The sequence below is a fragment of the Leucobacter sp. NPDC058333 genome (assembly GCF_042726155.1).
In the GTDB taxonomy this organism is placed as follows: domain Bacteria; phylum Actinomycetota; class Actinomycetes; order Actinomycetales; family Microbacteriaceae; genus Leucobacter.
Map to the genome: position 1 here is coordinate 225,417 of NZ_JBHXHV010000001.1, position 15,337 is coordinate 240,753.

The 15,337-nt window shown below is 60.7% G+C and carries 15 protein-coding genes; 8 read left to right on the plus strand and 7 right to left on the minus strand.

All coding sequences use genetic code 11. From position 1 onward, the window contains the following. Window positions 1–100: 100 nt before the first annotated feature. The 7 genes from ACFWHR_RS00995 to dnaA form a co-directional block, all read right to left on the minus strand. Window positions 101–508 carry a DUF3566 domain-containing protein gene (locus tag ACFWHR_RS00995; protein ID WP_382446404.1) on the minus strand — a complete coding sequence of 136 codons (408 nt, stop codon included), beginning with the start codon at window positions 506–508 and terminating at the stop codon, window positions 101–103. Further along, window positions 501–3,077 (minus strand): DNA gyrase subunit A, encoded by a 2,577-nt coding sequence (gyrA, locus tag ACFWHR_RS01000; RefSeq protein WP_382446405.1) that lies wholly within the window; start codon window positions 3,075–3,077, stop codon window positions 501–503. Before gyrA ends, ACFWHR_RS00995 begins: the two co-directional genes overlap by 8 nt. Continuing rightward, window positions 3,067–5,061: a DNA topoisomerase (ATP-hydrolyzing) subunit B gene (gene gyrB / locus ACFWHR_RS01005; protein WP_382446406.1), complete on the minus strand. Its 1,995-nt coding sequence runs from the start codon at window positions 5,059–5,061 to the stop codon at window positions 3,067–3,069. The genes gyrA and gyrB overlap by 11 nt, the downstream gene beginning before the upstream one ends. A 182-nt stretch (window positions 5,062–5,243) precedes the next feature. After that, complete coding sequence (locus ACFWHR_RS01010) at window positions 5,244–5,786, minus strand: DUF721 domain-containing protein (protein WP_382446407.1); 543 nt, start codon at window positions 5,784–5,786, stop codon at window positions 5,244–5,246. Continuing rightward, window positions 5,749–6,954 (minus strand): DNA replication/repair protein RecF, encoded by a 1,206-nt coding sequence (gene recF, locus ACFWHR_RS01015; RefSeq protein WP_382446408.1) that lies wholly within the window; start codon window positions 6,952–6,954, stop codon window positions 5,749–5,751. The genes ACFWHR_RS01010 and recF overlap by 38 nt, the downstream gene beginning before the upstream one ends. A 7-nt stretch (window positions 6,955–6,961) precedes the next feature. Next, window positions 6,962–8,104, minus strand: coding sequence for a DNA polymerase III subunit beta (gene dnaN, locus ACFWHR_RS01020; protein WP_382446409.1), 1,143 nt, complete (start codon window positions 8,102–8,104; stop codon window positions 6,962–6,964). A 399-nt stretch (window positions 8,105–8,503) separates the two neighbouring features. Beyond that, on the minus strand, window positions 8,504–9,949 hold the full coding sequence (gene dnaA / locus ACFWHR_RS01025; protein WP_382447736.1) for a chromosomal replication initiator protein DnaA: 1,446 nt from the start codon (window positions 9,947–9,949) through the stop codon (window positions 8,504–8,506). A 434-nt stretch (window positions 9,950–10,383) separates the two neighbouring features. Here dnaA and rpmH point away from each other — a divergent pair, with 434 nt between their 5' ends. From rpmH to ACFWHR_RS01065, 8 genes are read left to right on the plus strand one after another with little or no spacing between them, the layout of a single operon-like run. After that, the gene (rpmH, locus tag ACFWHR_RS01030) at window positions 10,384–10,521 is read left to right on the plus strand and encodes a 50S ribosomal protein L34 (RefSeq protein ID WP_382446410.1); all 138 of its coding nucleotides are present in this window, start codon (window positions 10,384–10,386) and stop codon (window positions 10,519–10,521) included. Between the two features lie 25 nt (window positions 10,522–10,546). Then, complete coding sequence (rnpA, locus tag ACFWHR_RS01035; RefSeq protein ID WP_382446411.1) at window positions 10,547–10,909, plus strand: ribonuclease P protein component; 363 nt, start codon at window positions 10,547–10,549, stop codon at window positions 10,907–10,909. After that, complete coding sequence (gene yidD / locus ACFWHR_RS01040; RefSeq protein ID WP_382446412.1) at window positions 10,906–11,214, plus strand: membrane protein insertion efficiency factor YidD; 309 nt, start codon at window positions 10,906–10,908, stop codon at window positions 11,212–11,214. The genes rnpA and yidD overlap by 4 nt, the downstream gene beginning before the upstream one ends. Window positions 11,215–11,218: 4 nt before the next feature. Further along, window positions 11,219–12,172 carry a membrane protein insertase YidC gene (gene yidC, locus ACFWHR_RS01045; protein ID WP_382446413.1) on the plus strand — a complete coding sequence of 318 codons (954 nt, stop codon included), beginning with the start codon at window positions 11,219–11,221 and terminating at the stop codon, window positions 12,170–12,172. Beyond that, window positions 12,172–12,678: a protein jag gene (locus ACFWHR_RS01050; protein ID WP_382447737.1), complete on the plus strand. Its 507-nt coding sequence runs from the start codon at window positions 12,172–12,174 to the stop codon at window positions 12,676–12,678. The genes yidC and ACFWHR_RS01050 overlap by 1 nt, the downstream gene beginning before the upstream one ends. Before the next feature lie 41 nt (window positions 12,679–12,719). Continuing rightward, complete coding sequence (gene rsmG, locus ACFWHR_RS01055) at window positions 12,720–13,382, plus strand: 16S rRNA (guanine(527)-N(7))-methyltransferase RsmG (RefSeq protein WP_382446414.1); 663 nt, start codon at window positions 12,720–12,722, stop codon at window positions 13,380–13,382. After that, window positions 13,375–14,292: a ParA family protein gene (locus tag ACFWHR_RS01060; RefSeq protein WP_382446415.1), complete on the plus strand. Its 918-nt coding sequence runs from the start codon at window positions 13,375–13,377 to the stop codon at window positions 14,290–14,292. The genes rsmG and ACFWHR_RS01060 overlap by 8 nt, the downstream gene beginning before the upstream one ends. A 3-nt stretch (window positions 14,293–14,295) precedes the next feature. Continuing rightward, the gene (locus tag ACFWHR_RS01065) at window positions 14,296–15,306 is read left to right on the plus strand and encodes a ParB/RepB/Spo0J family partition protein (protein ID WP_382446416.1); all 1,011 of its coding nucleotides are present in this window, start codon (window positions 14,296–14,298) and stop codon (window positions 15,304–15,306) included. Window positions 15,307–15,337 lie beyond the last annotated feature (31 nt).

Consider the following 15,337-nt stretch of genomic DNA (forward strand, 5'->3'; position numbering starts at 1 on the left):
CCTAGTCAATTCTGAAATCGACCCTGGATACCGGGCGTGGTGCGAGGCAGTTCTGGCCAGTCGCTCCGCGGAAATGGGGAGCGACTGACCAGATGATGCGCTAGTTGCTGGTGAAACCGAGCTGGAACCCGCCGAGGACGCGCACGAGTAGGTTGTAGACCAGCGAGCTGACCGCGCCGAGCGCGGTACCCACGATAATGTTCAGGATCCCGACTACGACCGAGAAGCCGAGCACCTGCGGGAAGCCGATGATCTTCATGAGGCTGTTGTCTTCGCCCACGATGTCCATAAAGAGCTGGTCGACCTGCGCGAAGACGCCGGTCTGCAGCAGCACCGTGTAAATCAGGATCGTGGCGACGACGCTCACGATCGCGAAGCAAATCGCTACGAGGAACGAAAACTTCACCGCGGACCAGAAGTCCACGTACACGAGCTTCAGGCGAACCTGCTTCGCCGGCGCCTTCTTACGGGTCTTCTTGGCCAGCTTGTCGGCGACAGTGTTACTCATTCAGGGATTCCTCATTTTCCGCGTTCTCGGGCCCGGGGGCCTCGGACTCCTCGTCGTCGAGCCCACGCTCCGAATTGCGCGCGATGCCAATAATACGGTCCCGCTCTGGGAATCGTGCAAAGACGACGCCCATCGTGTTGCGGCCCTTGGCCGGCACCTCTGCAACGCTCGAACGCACCACCTTACCGCTGGCGAGCACCGCGAGTACTTCGTCGGTCTCGTCGACAATGAGTGATCCGATAAGCACGCCACGGTTCTCGTCGAGCTTCGCGACCTTGATGCCGTAGCCGCCGCGCTGCTGCACGCGGTACTCGTCGACGGCCGTGCGCTTCGCATATCCGCCCTCGGTCACCACAAACACGTAGCCACCGGTCTCGTTGATTCGCGACGCTCCCAGGAGCGCGTCGCCGTCTCGGAAGTTCATGCCGCGAACACCGCTCGTAGAACGACCCATCGGGCGAAGTGCCTGATCAGATGCGGTAAAGCGAACCGACATCCCGTGCCGAGAAACCATCAGCACATCATCTGTCGACTCGGCGATGAGTGCCGAAACGAGCTCGTCGCCCTCGCGCAGCTTGATCGCGATGATGCCGCCAGTACGGTTCGTGTCGTACTCCGTCAGCGCGGTCTTCTTCACCAGACCGTCACGCGTCGCGAGCACCAGGTAACCAGCCGCGGCGAAGTCACGCACGTCAAGAATCTGCGTGACGACCTCGTCGGGTGCGAGCGCCAACAGGTTGGCGAGGTGCTGACCCTTCGAATCGCGGCCCGCCTCTGGAATCTCATATGTTTTCGCGCGATACACGCGGCCAGTGTTCGTGAAGAACAGCAACCAGTGGTGCGTTGTGGTAACAAAGAAGTGCTCGACGATGTCGTCGGCGCGCAGTTGCGCACCCTTCACTCCCTTGCCGCCGCGATGCTGCGAACGATAGTTGTCGATGCGAGTTCGCTTGACGTACCCGCCGCGCGTCACCGTAACGACCATCTCCTCCTCAGGAATCAGGTCTTCCATCGACATGTCACCGTCGTAACCGTGCAGAATTGCCGTGCGGCGATCATCTCCGAACTTCGAGACAATCTCGCCGAGCTCGGAAACTACGATGCTGCGCTGCTCAGAGGGCGAGGCGAGGATCGCTTCGTATTCGGCGATCTGCGCCTCGAGTTTGGCCGCGAGTTCCAAGATCTTCTGACGCTCGAGGGCCGCAAGGCGACGCAACTGCAAGCCGAGGATCGCGTCTGCCTGGATTTGATCGACGTCGAGCAACGACATCAGGCCGGTACGCGCCTCTTCAACGGTCGGCGAGCGCCGGATCAGCGCGATGACCTCGTCGAGCGCGTCAAGCGCTTTCAGATAGCCGCGCTGAATGTGTGCCTCGGCCTCGGCCTTACGCAGTCGGTACGCCGTGCGCCGCACGATCACTTCGATCTGGTGCTTCGCCCACGCCGTGATGAAGCCGTCGAGCGCGAGCGTACGCGGCACGCCGTCAACGATGGCCAGCATGTTCGCGCCGAAGTTCTCTTGCAGCTGGGTGTGCTTGTACAGGTTGTTCAGCACGACCTTGGCGATCGCATCGCGCTTAAGCACAACGACGAGACGCTGACCGGTACGGCCGCTCGACTCATCGCGGATGTCGGCGATGCCCTGAACCTTGTTCTCTTTCACGAGATCCGCGATCTTCACCGCAAGGTTGTCAGGGTTCACTTGGTATGGCAGCTCGGTAATGACGAGGCAGGTGCGTCCCTGCAGCTCTTCAATGTTGACCACTGCGCGCATGGTGACTGAGCCGCGACCGGTGCGGTACGCCTCGCGAATGCCCTTGGTGCCCAAGATCTGAGCACCCGTCGGGAAGTCAGGCCCCTGCACGCGCTCCATGAGTGCATCAAGCAGCTCTTCACGCGTTGCTTCTGGGTGCTCGAGGTGCCAAATTGCCGCCTCAGAGACCTCCCGGAGGTTGTGGGGCGGGATGTTCGTTGCCATACCGACCGCGATGCCCACCGAACCGTTGACGAGCAGGTTGGGGAAGCGGGCAGTGAGCACCCGGGGCTCTTGCGTGCGGCCGTCGTAGTTGTCCTGGAAATCGACAGTGTCTTCGTCGATGTCACGCACCATTTCCATGGCGAGTGGCGACATCTTCGTCTCGGTATAACGGTGGGCAGCAGCACCATCGTTACCCGGTGAACCAAAGTTGCCCTGTCCCAGCGCGAGCGGGTAGCGCAGGGTCCACGGCTGTACCAGGCGCACCAGCGAGTCATACACGGCCGTATCGCCGTGCGGGTGGAACTGTCCCATGACGTCGCCGATGATGCGCGTGCACTTCGAGAATGCCTTATCGGGTCGGTAACCACCGTCGTACATCGTGTAAATGACACGGCGATGCACGGGCTTGAGACCGTCACGCACGTCGGGCAACGCGCGGCCAACGATCACACTCATGGCGTAATCGAGGTACGACCGCTGCATTTCGAGTTGCAGGTCTACCTGGTCGATACGTCCGTGGACGGCGACCTCCTGATCCGACGTGACGCCGGCTTCGGTCTCGATCTCGGGGGTATCGTTTTCAGATGTCAAGGAACCGCACGTCCTTCGCGTTCTGCTGAATAAAGCTGCGGCGCGCTTCGACATCTTCGCCCATCAGGGTTGAGAAGATCTCGTCCGCGGTCGCCGCATCGTCCATGGTGACCTGCAACAGCGTGCGGGTCTCGGGGTTCATCGTGGTCTCCCACAGTTCTTCGTGGTTCATCTCGCCAAGACCCTTGTATCGCTGCACGCCGCTTTCTTTCATGAGGCGACGGCCGTTCTCGGCACCGGCTGCGAGTCGTACGTCGCGCTCAGCGTCGCTATACACGTACTCATCTTCAGCGTTGGTCCACTTGATGCGGTACAGCGGCGGTTGAGCAAGATACACGTACCCCAGATCAATGAGCGGGCGCATGTAGCGGAAGAGCAGCGTGAGCAGCAGCGTGGTGATGTGTTGGCCGTCGACGTCAGCATCGGCCATCAGCACGATCTTGTGGTAGCGCGCCTTGTCGGGCGTGAATTCTTCGCCGATGCCGGCGCCGAACGCTGTAATCATTGCCTGCACCTCTGCGTTGTTGAGCGCGCGGTCAAGGCGGGCCTTCTCAACATTGAGGATCTTTCCACGCAGTGGCAGGATCGCCTGAGTGAAGGGATTTCTACCGGTCTTGGCGGATCCGCCCGCGGAGTCGCCCTCCACAATGAAAATCTCTGAGATCGTGGGATCCTTGCTCGTGCAATCCGAGAGCTTGCCGGGCATACCGCCCGATTCGAGCAGCCCTTTTCGACGAGCTGTTTCACGGGCTTTACGCGCTGCAAGGCGCGCAGTCGCTGCCTGAATCGACTTCCGAATGATGTCCTTGGCCGGGCCTGGATTACGTTCGAACCAATCGCCGAGCTGGTCACCCACGACCTTTTGCACGAACGCCTTAGCCTCGGTATTGCCAAGCTTGGTCTTAGTCTGACCCTCGAACTGGGGCTCCCCCAGCTTCACAGAGATAACGGCGGTCAGCCCCTCACGGACATCGTCGCCGGAGAGATTATCGTCCTTCTCACGGAGAATGTTCTTCTCACGCGCGTAACGGTTCACCAAAGTCGTCAGCGCGGCACGGAAGCCCTCTTCGTGAGTACCACCCTCATGCGTGTTGATCGTATTTGCATACGTGTGCACGCTCTCCGTGTAAGAGGTGGTCCACTGCATCGCAATTTCCGCAGCGATCTGCCGATCCGTGTCCTCGGACTCAAACGAAATAATCTCTTCGTTGACGACTTCAGCACGCTTCGTGGAGTTGATGTGCTGCACGTAATCTTGAATGCCGCGTTCGTACATGAACTCATCGTGGGGAGCCGGCGGTGCCACGAGCTCTCCATCAGCGTTCTCGATCGGCTCCTGCTCACGCAGGTCAGTCAGCACGATGCGAAGGCCCTTATTCAGAAACGCCATCTGCTGGAACCGCGTGCGCAGAGTCTGATAGTCGAAATCGACGGTCTCGAAGATATCTTCGCTCGGCCAGAACGTAATCGTCGTGCCGGTCTCTTCGGTCGCCTCGCCCTGTGCGAGTGGCGCGTTGGGCACGCTGCCCGTGAACGACATGTTCCACGTGAAACCTTGACGCTTCACTGTGACCTCGAAGCGGCTCGACAGCGCGTTGACGACCGACGAACCCACGCCGTGCAAACCACCCGACACGGCGTACCCACCGCCACCGAACTTGCCGCCGGCGTGCAGCACTGTCAACACCACCTCAACCGTCGAACGACCCTCGGTTGGATGCTCATCAACGGGAATGCCGCGGCCGTTGTCGATAACTCGAACACCGCCGTCGGGAAGAATAGTAATGTCGATCAGGTCGCAGAAACCCGCGAGCGACTCATCAACGGAGTTGTCTACAATTTCGTACACGAGGTGGTGCAGTCCACGAGGCCCGGTCGACCCGATGTACATGCCAGGTCGCTTACGTACCGCCTCGAGGCCTTCAAGTACCTGGATCGCTCCGGCACCGTATTCTTCTTCGGCGGTGGCCTGCTCTGAACTCATACGTTGAATGATCCTTATCTGGGCGTCTCAGGGCGCGATTGAACCCTGCATACTTCCGCACCCCAGCTTACCAAGGATCGTCCGCTGAACGGGGCATCACGGGCCTGTGAAGAGCATTATTTAACCGGGATCGTCCCCACACAGTTTCAAGCGAGTGCGCGCAGCGGCCGAGTGACTGATCGTCAACCGTACGTATCACGGGGGCCACGACCCGGCACGGATCGAAGGCCGTGTCGCCAACTCGGGGCGCCGGGAGCCAAGAATCGCAGGTCCCTAATCTCGGAATCTGGATAGTCCTTCAATAATCGCGTGAGCAACTCCCCGCGCAGTCGACGCAGCTCAGTCGCCCACGTCGTCGAGTCACACTGGATCTGCAATACCCCGTGACTGATACCAATAACAGTGGTGTGCTCTGCGGTTGCTTCACCCGCAAACTCCGCCCACTCTCCGATCACACGCGCCTGTTCGAGCTCGACGCTCCACCCCATGTCGGTAGCAACCGTGAGGATCACATCAGCGAGAGCGCGGGGGTCCCGTCCGAAGCCAAAAGGGCTGCCACCAGGGCTTTCTCCGCGTTCTCTACGCGCGCGTCGGCGCTGAGGTACACCTCGCCACACCGACTTCGCGCGTAGATATGAGTCCGTCGCGAACCCTCCCTGTGCCAGCTCCGTCACTCTGCACGCTCCGTCACTCTGCACGCTCCGAAGTGTCCGCTGACTCGTCACTCGCTCCTGTCATCGGCGTCACGGTGCCAGCTGAGATGCGCATTCGATTCCATTCGACATCGTTCGGCACATCCCCCTCCACCGCTGCTGTCACGATTACCTGCTCATAGTCGCTCACCGCGGCCATGAGACTCGCGCGACGCGAGGCATCCAACTCCGCAAACACATCATCCAAGATAATCACCGGATCGCCAGCGGTCGATTCACTGCGAAGCAACTCAGCCAGCGCGAGCTTCAATGACAGTGCGAACGACCATGATTCCCCATGGCTTGCGTACCCCTTCACAGGCAGGTGATTCAAGGACAGCAACAAATCATCGCGATGCGGGCCTACAAGAGTCACGCCTCGTTCAAATTCTCTCGACTGTACCGCGCTCAGCGCCTTCCGGAACTGAGTAGCCAATGTTTCACGTGAAACAGACGCCGCTGCATGAGTGTCGAAGGTTTCACGTGAAACATGAGCAGCATCGATCGCGTCGGCCACGCTCTCACTCATCGACAACGCCGGCGAATGGTCAGATCCCACGAGGGATCGGTATCGGTCCTGGAGTGGACCACTGAGATCCCTGACCAGCTCGCGTCGCGCGAGCATGATCTGAACCCCGTATTCGACGAGTTGGTCATCCCATACCGACAGTGTCGACAGTGCAGCGCTCCCCCTTGCGCGCGCCGATTTCAGCAATGATGTGCGCTGCCGGACTACTCGTTCATAGTCAGTGAGGGCCCCTGAAGCGATCGGATGGCGTGCCAGAAGCGCGTCGTCGAGAAAGCGCCGACGTCCTGAGGGCTCTCCACGAACGATAATGAGATCCTCCGGGGCAAACGCTACCGCTGAGAACCAACGCGTGAGTTCGCGAGGACGCACCGAATTTCGATTTACCTGCGCCTTATTGGCTCGCCCCTGATTGATCTGAAGGTCAAGAAGAACTTCACGCTCCCCCGCGCGCACCCGCATGCGCGCGACAGCGGACTCGTGACCCGACCGAATGAGCGCCGCGTCGCCGGTGACCCGGTGAGACCTGAGTGTCGCGAAGTAAGCGATCGCTTCAACGAGGTTCGTTTTGCCCTGCCCGTTGCGACCAATCAATAGATTCGGTCCCACTGCCAGGGGCAGCTCTGCAGCGCCGTAGTTACGAAAGTCGCCGAGTGAAAGATGCGTGACCCGCATCTCGGTCCTAGCGCAGCAGCAAGTTTGGTTGCAGCAGGTAGCGGAAGCTCTTCTCGTCCGCGTCATCTTTGCTGCGCTGACTGGTAATCAGCACGGGCCCCGGCTTGCCCGGGTTGTCAGTACGAGTAAAGCCGATGCGCGCGAACTCAGAATGCGTCGAGCGCAGTCCGTCAAGCAAGAACTGGGGCTTCAGCGAAACGACCATCTCATCGCCAACGAGGTGTGCATCGACGGTCTCGACCGCTTGCGCGGATTCGGTACCGGCGGCCTCGAGCGTCACCGTGCCCTCCGCAAACGAGAACCGAAGCGCGGCCTCGCGCTCAAGCACCAATCCCACACGCCCAACCGCTTCGACCAACTCAGAAGTGCTGATGACAGCGTAATTATCGACATTCTCAGGGAACAAGCGACCCACGGGAGGGTAATTCCCCTTGATCAACAGCGATGTCACGGTCTTCGTGCCACCGGTGAACGCGATCAGCTCGCGGTCAGCGTCTTTCACGATGCTGACCTGCACTTCACCGACACCGGAAAATGTCTTGCCGACTTCGGTGACGATCTTCGAGGGCACAAGCGCATTCAGCGCCTCCCCTGAATCGCGGTGTTCCCAGTCGATGCTGCGGGTCGCCACGCGGTAGCGGTCGGTTGCAGTGAGCGTGAGCGAGTTTTCGCTGATTTCGAACTGCACACCCGTGATGACCGGGGTGACGTCATCCTTTGACGCCGCAAGCGACACCTGAGCGATCGCATCAGAGAACACGTCAGCGGGGACGGAACCCGAAACAGAATCGATGCGCGGCACCTGCGGGTACTCCTCAACCGGCATAGCCGGGAGACTGAACGATGCAGAACCACAACGCACCTCGACGCGGCTTTCGAGCAGAGAAACCTCAACGTCGGAGTGCGGCAAACGCTGCGCAATTTCGCCGAGCAGCCGACCAGACACAAGCGCACGACCACCCTCGGCGACGACAGCGGTAATCGACGTACGCGCGGAGACTTCGTAATCGAATGACGAGACGGTGAGCTGATCGCCATCAGCTTCGATCAAGGCACCGCTCAACAGCGGCTGCGTCGGGCGAGGGGGAAGCAACTTCACGGCGAATGACACGGCGTCGCTGAATACGTCACGATTGACGGTAAATCGCATCGGGCTTCCCTTCGCACGCGTTCTGGGTCGCGTCATTCTCTTCGGCCTGACAATCTTTGCATACTCGCGTGACGTCGGCATCCGATCAGCGCTGGCTTGGCTTCCGAAGAGTTGTCACACCTCGAAGCGGAGTGCGTGATCGAGTGCCCATGAAAAGAGAGATAAGTGTTAACAGTGTTAACGGCTGTGGAAACTGTGGATAACTCGATGGATTCCAATCGCAGTCAAAGAACTACACGAATGTGACTTGTGGAACCGGGGTGGATAGATGGTGAACCGCGGAATCCTGCGACCCTGGGGTGACGTCGCACCACTCACAGGCCAGGCGAATTCATGCACACATTTTGGTGAGTTGTCCCCAACTTTCCACATGTGGATGAATTCCTGTGGATAACTTGCCTAGCGAGAACCCTGCTTGATGCGAGTAGTGAGCTCGGTCACCTGGTTGTAAATTGAACGCCGCTCAGCAATCAACTGCGAAATCTTCTTGTGTGCATACATCACAGTGGTGTGATCGCGACCGCCGAAGAGTTGCCCGATCTTCGGCAACGAGAGCGGTGTGAGTTCGCGACAGAGATACATCGCAATCTGTCTTGACGTTGCGATCTGCTGTGCGCGTGTCGGCCCGTACAGATCGTCAACCGAGAGGTCAAAGTACTCCGCCGTCTTGCTGATGATGTCGGACGGCTGCACCTCGTTATCCGCATCGAGGGTGATTAGATCCTTGAGGACCGTCTGCACCAGCTGCATGTCGATGCGCTGCTGATTCAGACTGGCGTACGCCGTCACTCGAATCAGAGTTCCCTCAAGCTCGCGAATGTTCGAGGAGAACTTGCTCGCGATGTATTCGAGGATGCTGTAATCGACCTCGAGATTTTCACGTTCCGCTTTCTTGCGAAGAATCGCGATGCGCGTTTCGAGGTCGGGAACCTGAATATCCGTGAGCAGGCCCCACTCGAAACGGGACAGCATGCGCTCCTCAAATCCGCGCAACTGCTTTGGCTGCACGTCGCTCGTGATGACCACCTGCTTGTTGTGGTCGTGAAGCGTGTTGAAGGTGTGGAAGAAGGCTTCCTGGGTCTCGACCTTGTCTTCGAGGAATTGGATGTCGTCAACCAGCAAGATATCTACGCTGCGATAACGCGCATGAAACGCTGCGCCCTGGTTATTCGCGATCGAGTTGATGAAGTCGTTCGTGAAATCCTCTGAACTGACGTAGCGCACGCGCACGTCAGGAAAAAGTTCCCGAGCATAGTGTCCAATGGCGTGGAGCAGGTGAGTTTTACCCAGACCGGAATCACCGTAGATAAAGAGCGGATTGTAGGCGCGCGCCGGCGCCTCAGCGACAGCGACTGCAGCTGCGTGCGCGAATCGGTTGGACTGGCCAATGACGAAGCTGTCGAACCGATACTTTTCATTGAGCCGACTCTCGAGAGCGTCTTCGGCACCGTGTCGCCGACGCGGTTCAGCGACCGGACGCTGCGGTTCGTGTCGCGGAGCATCAAAGCGTGAGCCTGAATTTGATCCCACGCCGGATCCAGAGGATGAGAATCCTCCGCTATCAAAGTCACGGGCCGCGTCGGATTGCCGCGTCGCTTCGGGCGTGGGTTCAGGATCAATATCGGGGTGCGCGTCTTCATCGACGATCACGATGAAGTTGTCAATCTCGTGCGCCTCTGGAATACGCGAGATCGCGGCCATGATCGCTGGGCGAAGGCGATTTTCGAGCAGCTTCAGCGTGAAGTCGAGCTGCACGGCCAGGTAGAGCGTGCCGGCGGCAATGCCGCGTGGGAGGGCCAGCGCGAGTTGCGCGCCTACGGCCGGGCCAACGGCCGGGTCACTCATGACCGATTGTGTGACGCGTTCCCAGACTTCCTGCAGTTCGTCCTCTGTCACGTCGCTCCCGGTTTGGTATCAGATATTGAACAATCCCCCGTTATACCCAGGCTTATCCACAGAGGGACTGGCACAAATTCGCGAAATTTCGCCGAAGGCGCGACCGTATGGAATGCTTGCGCCCACGTTAGTCACAGATTTGTCCACAGGCAAGTCGATGCCCGTTCGACCGCGAGAAGCCGCACAACTTTGACGGAATCGCTGCAACGGCGTAGAGTGAAGACCTTGTATGGGTGGCTCGTGTCGAGACGAGTGCGTCATCGCGTGCTCGAAGTGACTTCGGGCGTGCGACCGCGCGCACGTGCACGACGAGTAACCAACATCCGACTTCCCCGTCACCCCAGAGGTACAGGGATCTATTCCATAAGTCACGGAGTCTTACTATGAGCAAGCGTACCTTCCAGCCCAATAACCGCCGCCGCGCCAAGGTGCACGGCTTCCGCGCCCGTATGCGTACCCGCGCGGGCCGCGCCATCGTTGCAGCTCGTCGCGGCAAGGGCCGCACGAAGCTCACCGCGTAATCGTCTTACTCCCCCGGGATCGATCATGCCTGCACGGCGCAATCGAGTTACCCGGGGAGAGGACTACCGGCAGACAGTACGTGCCGGCCGCCGCGTGGGTGGTGCATTGTGCATCACCCACGCGGTTTTGCGTGCACCGGGCGAAGACGCACGCTTCGGGTTCATCATCTCGAAAGCAGTGGGTAACGCCGTCACCAGAAATCGCGTGCGACGCCGCATGAAAGCGATCGTCGAGCAGCGACTTCATGCGGGTATCGCCGGCGTAGACGTCGTATTCCGGGCGCTCCCGGCGGTAGCCGATGCGAGCTACTCCGACCTGAAACGGGAGCTCACGAGAGCGCTCGACCGTGTCGAACGCGAGGTCGCACGAGACGGGGCGAGGTCATGATTCGAGCGGCGTCAGAACTGTGGCTGCTTCCCCGGAACGCGGCACTCGCCTGCATGCATGTGTACCGGAAATTCGTCTCACCGCTGTATGGCGATGTGTGCAGGTATTATCCATCGTGTTCCAGATACGCTGTTGAGGCGTATCAAATCCGTGGTTTCGTTGTCGGGACCGCACTTACGGCGTGGCGATTGCTGCGTTGCAATCCCTTTTCTGCCGGCGGCGTCGATGACGTGCCGCCGAGCCAGCACTCACACTTCGTGACCAACTCCCGCGGCTTTGTCCGCCCCATTGAGCGAAAGGCTTAACCCGGTGGACTTCTTCGAAACAATCCTGTGGCCCCTGCGCTGGCTCGTCGAGCTCGTGCTCGCCGTCTGGCACCAGGCATTCACATGGATCGGTCTGGATCCCCAGGCCGGACTCACCTGGGTGCTTTCGATCATCGGCCTCGTGGTCGTGGTGCGCTCCGCCTTGATTCCGGTCACGGTGCGTCAGATTAAGTCGCAGCGCCGCATGATGGATCTCGCTCCTGAGATGAAGAAGATTCAGGACAAGTACAAGGGCAAGAAGGATCAGTACTCGCGCGAGGCCATGAGTCGCGAGACTATGGCGCTGTACAAGAAGCACGGTACTAACCCCTTCTCGTCGTGCCTCCCAATCCTGATCCAGATGCCGGTGTTCTTCTCGCTGTTCTACGTGCTGCGTCACGCCTCCGACAACACCGCGGGCATCGGGTTCATGACCGAGGAGCTCACGAAGAACTTCAACTCGGCGAGCCTCTTTGGTGCTCCGCTGAAGATGACCTTCACCCAGGGCTGGGAATCGGGCAACACCGTAGTCGTGGTGCTGCTCGGCATCAACGTGATCCTGATGATCGGTTCGCAGTTCTTCACGCAGCTGCAGATCATGTCGAAGAACGTCTCTGACGAGACGAAGAACTCGCCGATGTACCGCCAGCAGCGCATCCTGCTCTACATCATCCCGTTCGCCTTCTTGTTCTCGGGCGTGGCCTTCCCGCTCGCGCTCAATGTGTACTGGTTCACGTCGAACCTCTGGACGATGGGTCAGCAGTTCATCGTGATCCGCAACATGCCCACCCCCGGCAGCGATGCGTGGCGCGCGCGCCAGGAGCGGCTCAAGGCGAAGGGCAAGCTCACCGACGACGAGAAGCGTGCCCAGGCCCGTGGCGAGGAGATCGTCGCACCGGTCGAGGGTCAGCGTCAGCAGCCGATGAGCACGAAGCGTGCGAAGAAGAAGGGCAAGTAATCGTGAGCGATGATCGCACAGCAACCGAAGCGCCCGTTGAGCACCTGAGCCTGGAAGAGCTCGAGGCCGACGGTGATCTCGCGGCAGACTACATTGAGGGTTTGCTCGACATCGCCGATCTCGATGGCGACATCGACATCGACGTCGCGAACGGCCGCGCGTACGTTTCGGTGACCGGAGGCGACGCCGAGTTGGATCGCCTCGCGGGCGCCGACGCAGTGCAGGCCCTGCAGGATCTCACGCGGCTCGCCGTGCAGGCGAAGACCGGCAGGTTTTCGCGGCTTATCGTCGACGTCGGAGGATCGCGCGATGCTCGCGCTACCGAACTCAAGCGCATGGTCGACGCAGCTGTCGCCCAGATCGCTGCGGGTCGTGACGCAGTCGAACTCGAACCAATGTCGTCGTACGAGCGCAAGCTGGTGCACGACGACGTCGCCGAGCGCGGGTACCACTCTGAGTCGCGCGGCGAAGGCCGTGATCGTCGTCTCGTCATCACTCGGGGCTGAGCTCGCGCACGTGTTTCACGTGAAACTCCGGAGGGACTCCCATGCCTGATGAGCAGGTCATCGAACGCGAGCCGGCTGCCGCTGCGCGGCTTGCTGGCGACCGCATCGACGTACTGCGCGCATTCGCGGCGGACCTCGGAGCGCGCGGCGAAGAGCTTGGACTGATCGGCCCGCTTGAGGCACCGCGGCTGTGGACTCGGCATCTATTGAACAGTGCGGTGCTTGCACCGCTTATTGAGTCTGGCGCTCGTGTGGCTGACATCGGTACCGGTGGCGGAATGCCCGGGCTCGTGCTCGCGATCGTGCGCCCCGATGCTCATTTTCTGTTCATCGAGCCGATGGAGCGGCGTTGCGCGTGGCTGCAGGAGCAAATTGATCGGCTCGGACTCGACAATGCCGAGGTGCGGCGCGGCCGCGCCGAAGAGTTCCACGACGCGTTTGAGGTTGACCAGGTTACGGCGCGCGCGGTTACGGCGCTGCGCAAGCTCGTGCCGCTCACCGCTCCCCTGCTGAGCGACGGCGGCGAGATGCTGTTCTTGAAGGGTGCCGCCGTCGAACAAGAAATCGACGCTGCTGAAAAGGTGCTTCGCAAGTACCGGGTGCGCGAGGTCGCGGTTGAAGAACTGGGCCAGGAATTGTTCGCAGAGGGACTGCTCGCCGAAACAACGCGCGTCTTTCGGGCTAAAATCGTGAGACATGGCTGAATCGGAGAAGTCGCTCGTCGGCGACCACCTCGTCGACAAGATTCGGCGACGACGCAAACTCGCGGAGACGGTGTCCCCGCTCCCTTCTGAGACTCGAATCATCACGGTGTCGAACCAAAAGGGTGGCGTCGGCAAGACCACCACGACGGTGAATCTCGCGGCTGCGCTGGCGCGACGCGGGGCGACAGTACTCGTTATCGACATGGACCCGCAGGGCAACGCCTCGACTGCGCTCGGAGTGCCGCATCGACCAGAGATCACGAGCATCTATGACGTGCTCCTTGGTGACGACGACATTCCAGACGCGCTGCAGCCAACCTCCGACCATGAGAATCTGTGGTGCGTGCCGTCGACGATCAACCTCGCGGGCGCCGAGATCGAGCTTGTCTCGCTCGTGGCGCGTGAGCAGCGCCTGCGTACGGCACTCCAGAAGTTCCTTGCGGAGTCCGAGCGGAAGTTTCACTACGTCTTCATCGACTGCCCGCCGTCGCTCGGACTGCTGACCGTGAATGCCTTTGTCGCAGCTGACGAGGTGCTCATTCCGATTCAGACCGAGTACTACGCGCTCGAGGGGCTCAGCCAACTGCTCGGCAACATTCAACTCATTCAGAAGCATCTCAACCCCGAGCTGCGCATCTCGACGATTCTGTTGACCATGTACGACGCACGTACGAATTTGGCGCAGGAGGTTGCCGGCGAGGTGCGGGCGCACTTCCCCGAGCAGGTACTCAGCGCCATCGTGCCGAGATCGGTGCGTATTTCAGAGGCGCCGAGTTACGGGCAAACAGTGCACGCCTACGACGGCGCGTCGATTGGCGCCCTCGCCTATCTTGAGGCGGCGGCCGAAATTGCAGAGCGCGGAATTATTGAGCCGGCAGTGCCCGGCACCCAGCAAGACGGAAAGGCGTAACGCATGGCGACCAAGAAACGAGGCGGTCTCGGGCGCGGGATCGGCGCGCTCATTCCGCAGTCGCCGGCTGGTGAAGAGCGTCCGGTGGACGTGTTCTTCCCGTCGAACAGCGCTGCTGCGGCAGACGCGTCGGCATCGGATGATGACGTCGCAGGTGCCCGGTCGAACGCAAGCGACGGCCCCGCGCTGCAGGAGGTACCGGGAGCGAAGCTCACCCGCCTGAACGTCGACGACGTTGTGCCGAACCGCGTGCAGCCGCGCACCGAGTTCGACGAAGACGCGCTTGAGGAGCTCACGCACAGCGTGCGCGAGTTCGGTGTCTTCCAGCCCATCGTCGTGCGCGCAATCGAGCCTGAGCCGGCCGAAGGTGCCCGCTACGAACTCATCATGGGTGAGCGCCGACTCCGCGCGTCGAAGCGCGCGGGCCTCGAGACAATCCCCGCCATTGTGCGCAGCACGGCCGACGAGCACATGTTGCGCGACGCACTGCTTGAGAACCTGCACCGCGCGCAGCTGAACCCGCTCGAAGAGGCATCCGCATACCAGCAGCTGCTCGCCGACTTCGGTATCACGCAGGAGCGGTTGGCCGAGCGCATTGGGCGCTCACGCCCGCAGGTGTCGAACACCATTCGTCTGCTTCGCCTGCCAGAACCCGTGCAGGCGCGCGTTGCCGCCGGTGTACTGACGGCGGGTCACGCTCGCGCGATCCTGTCGCTCGATGGCGATGTGGAGGCCATGCAACGCCTTGCCGACAAGGTGGTCAATGAGGGCCTGTCGGTTCGTGCGGCCGAAGCTGCCGCATCGGAGGAGCCCAAGCGCAACAAGCCAAAGCCGCGCGCCGGGGGGGTGCAGGCCCAGCTGGGTGAGATCGCTGAGCGACTCGGCGATCGGTTTGATACGCGCGTTGCCGTGAAGCTCGGAGCGAAGAAGGGCCAGATCGTCATCGACTTCGCGACGATCGCCGACTTGAAGCGCATCCTGACCGACCTGGGAGACCCCGGCTTCGGCGCCTGAGGCCATCGTTCTCGGCGCACCCCTCGCGATC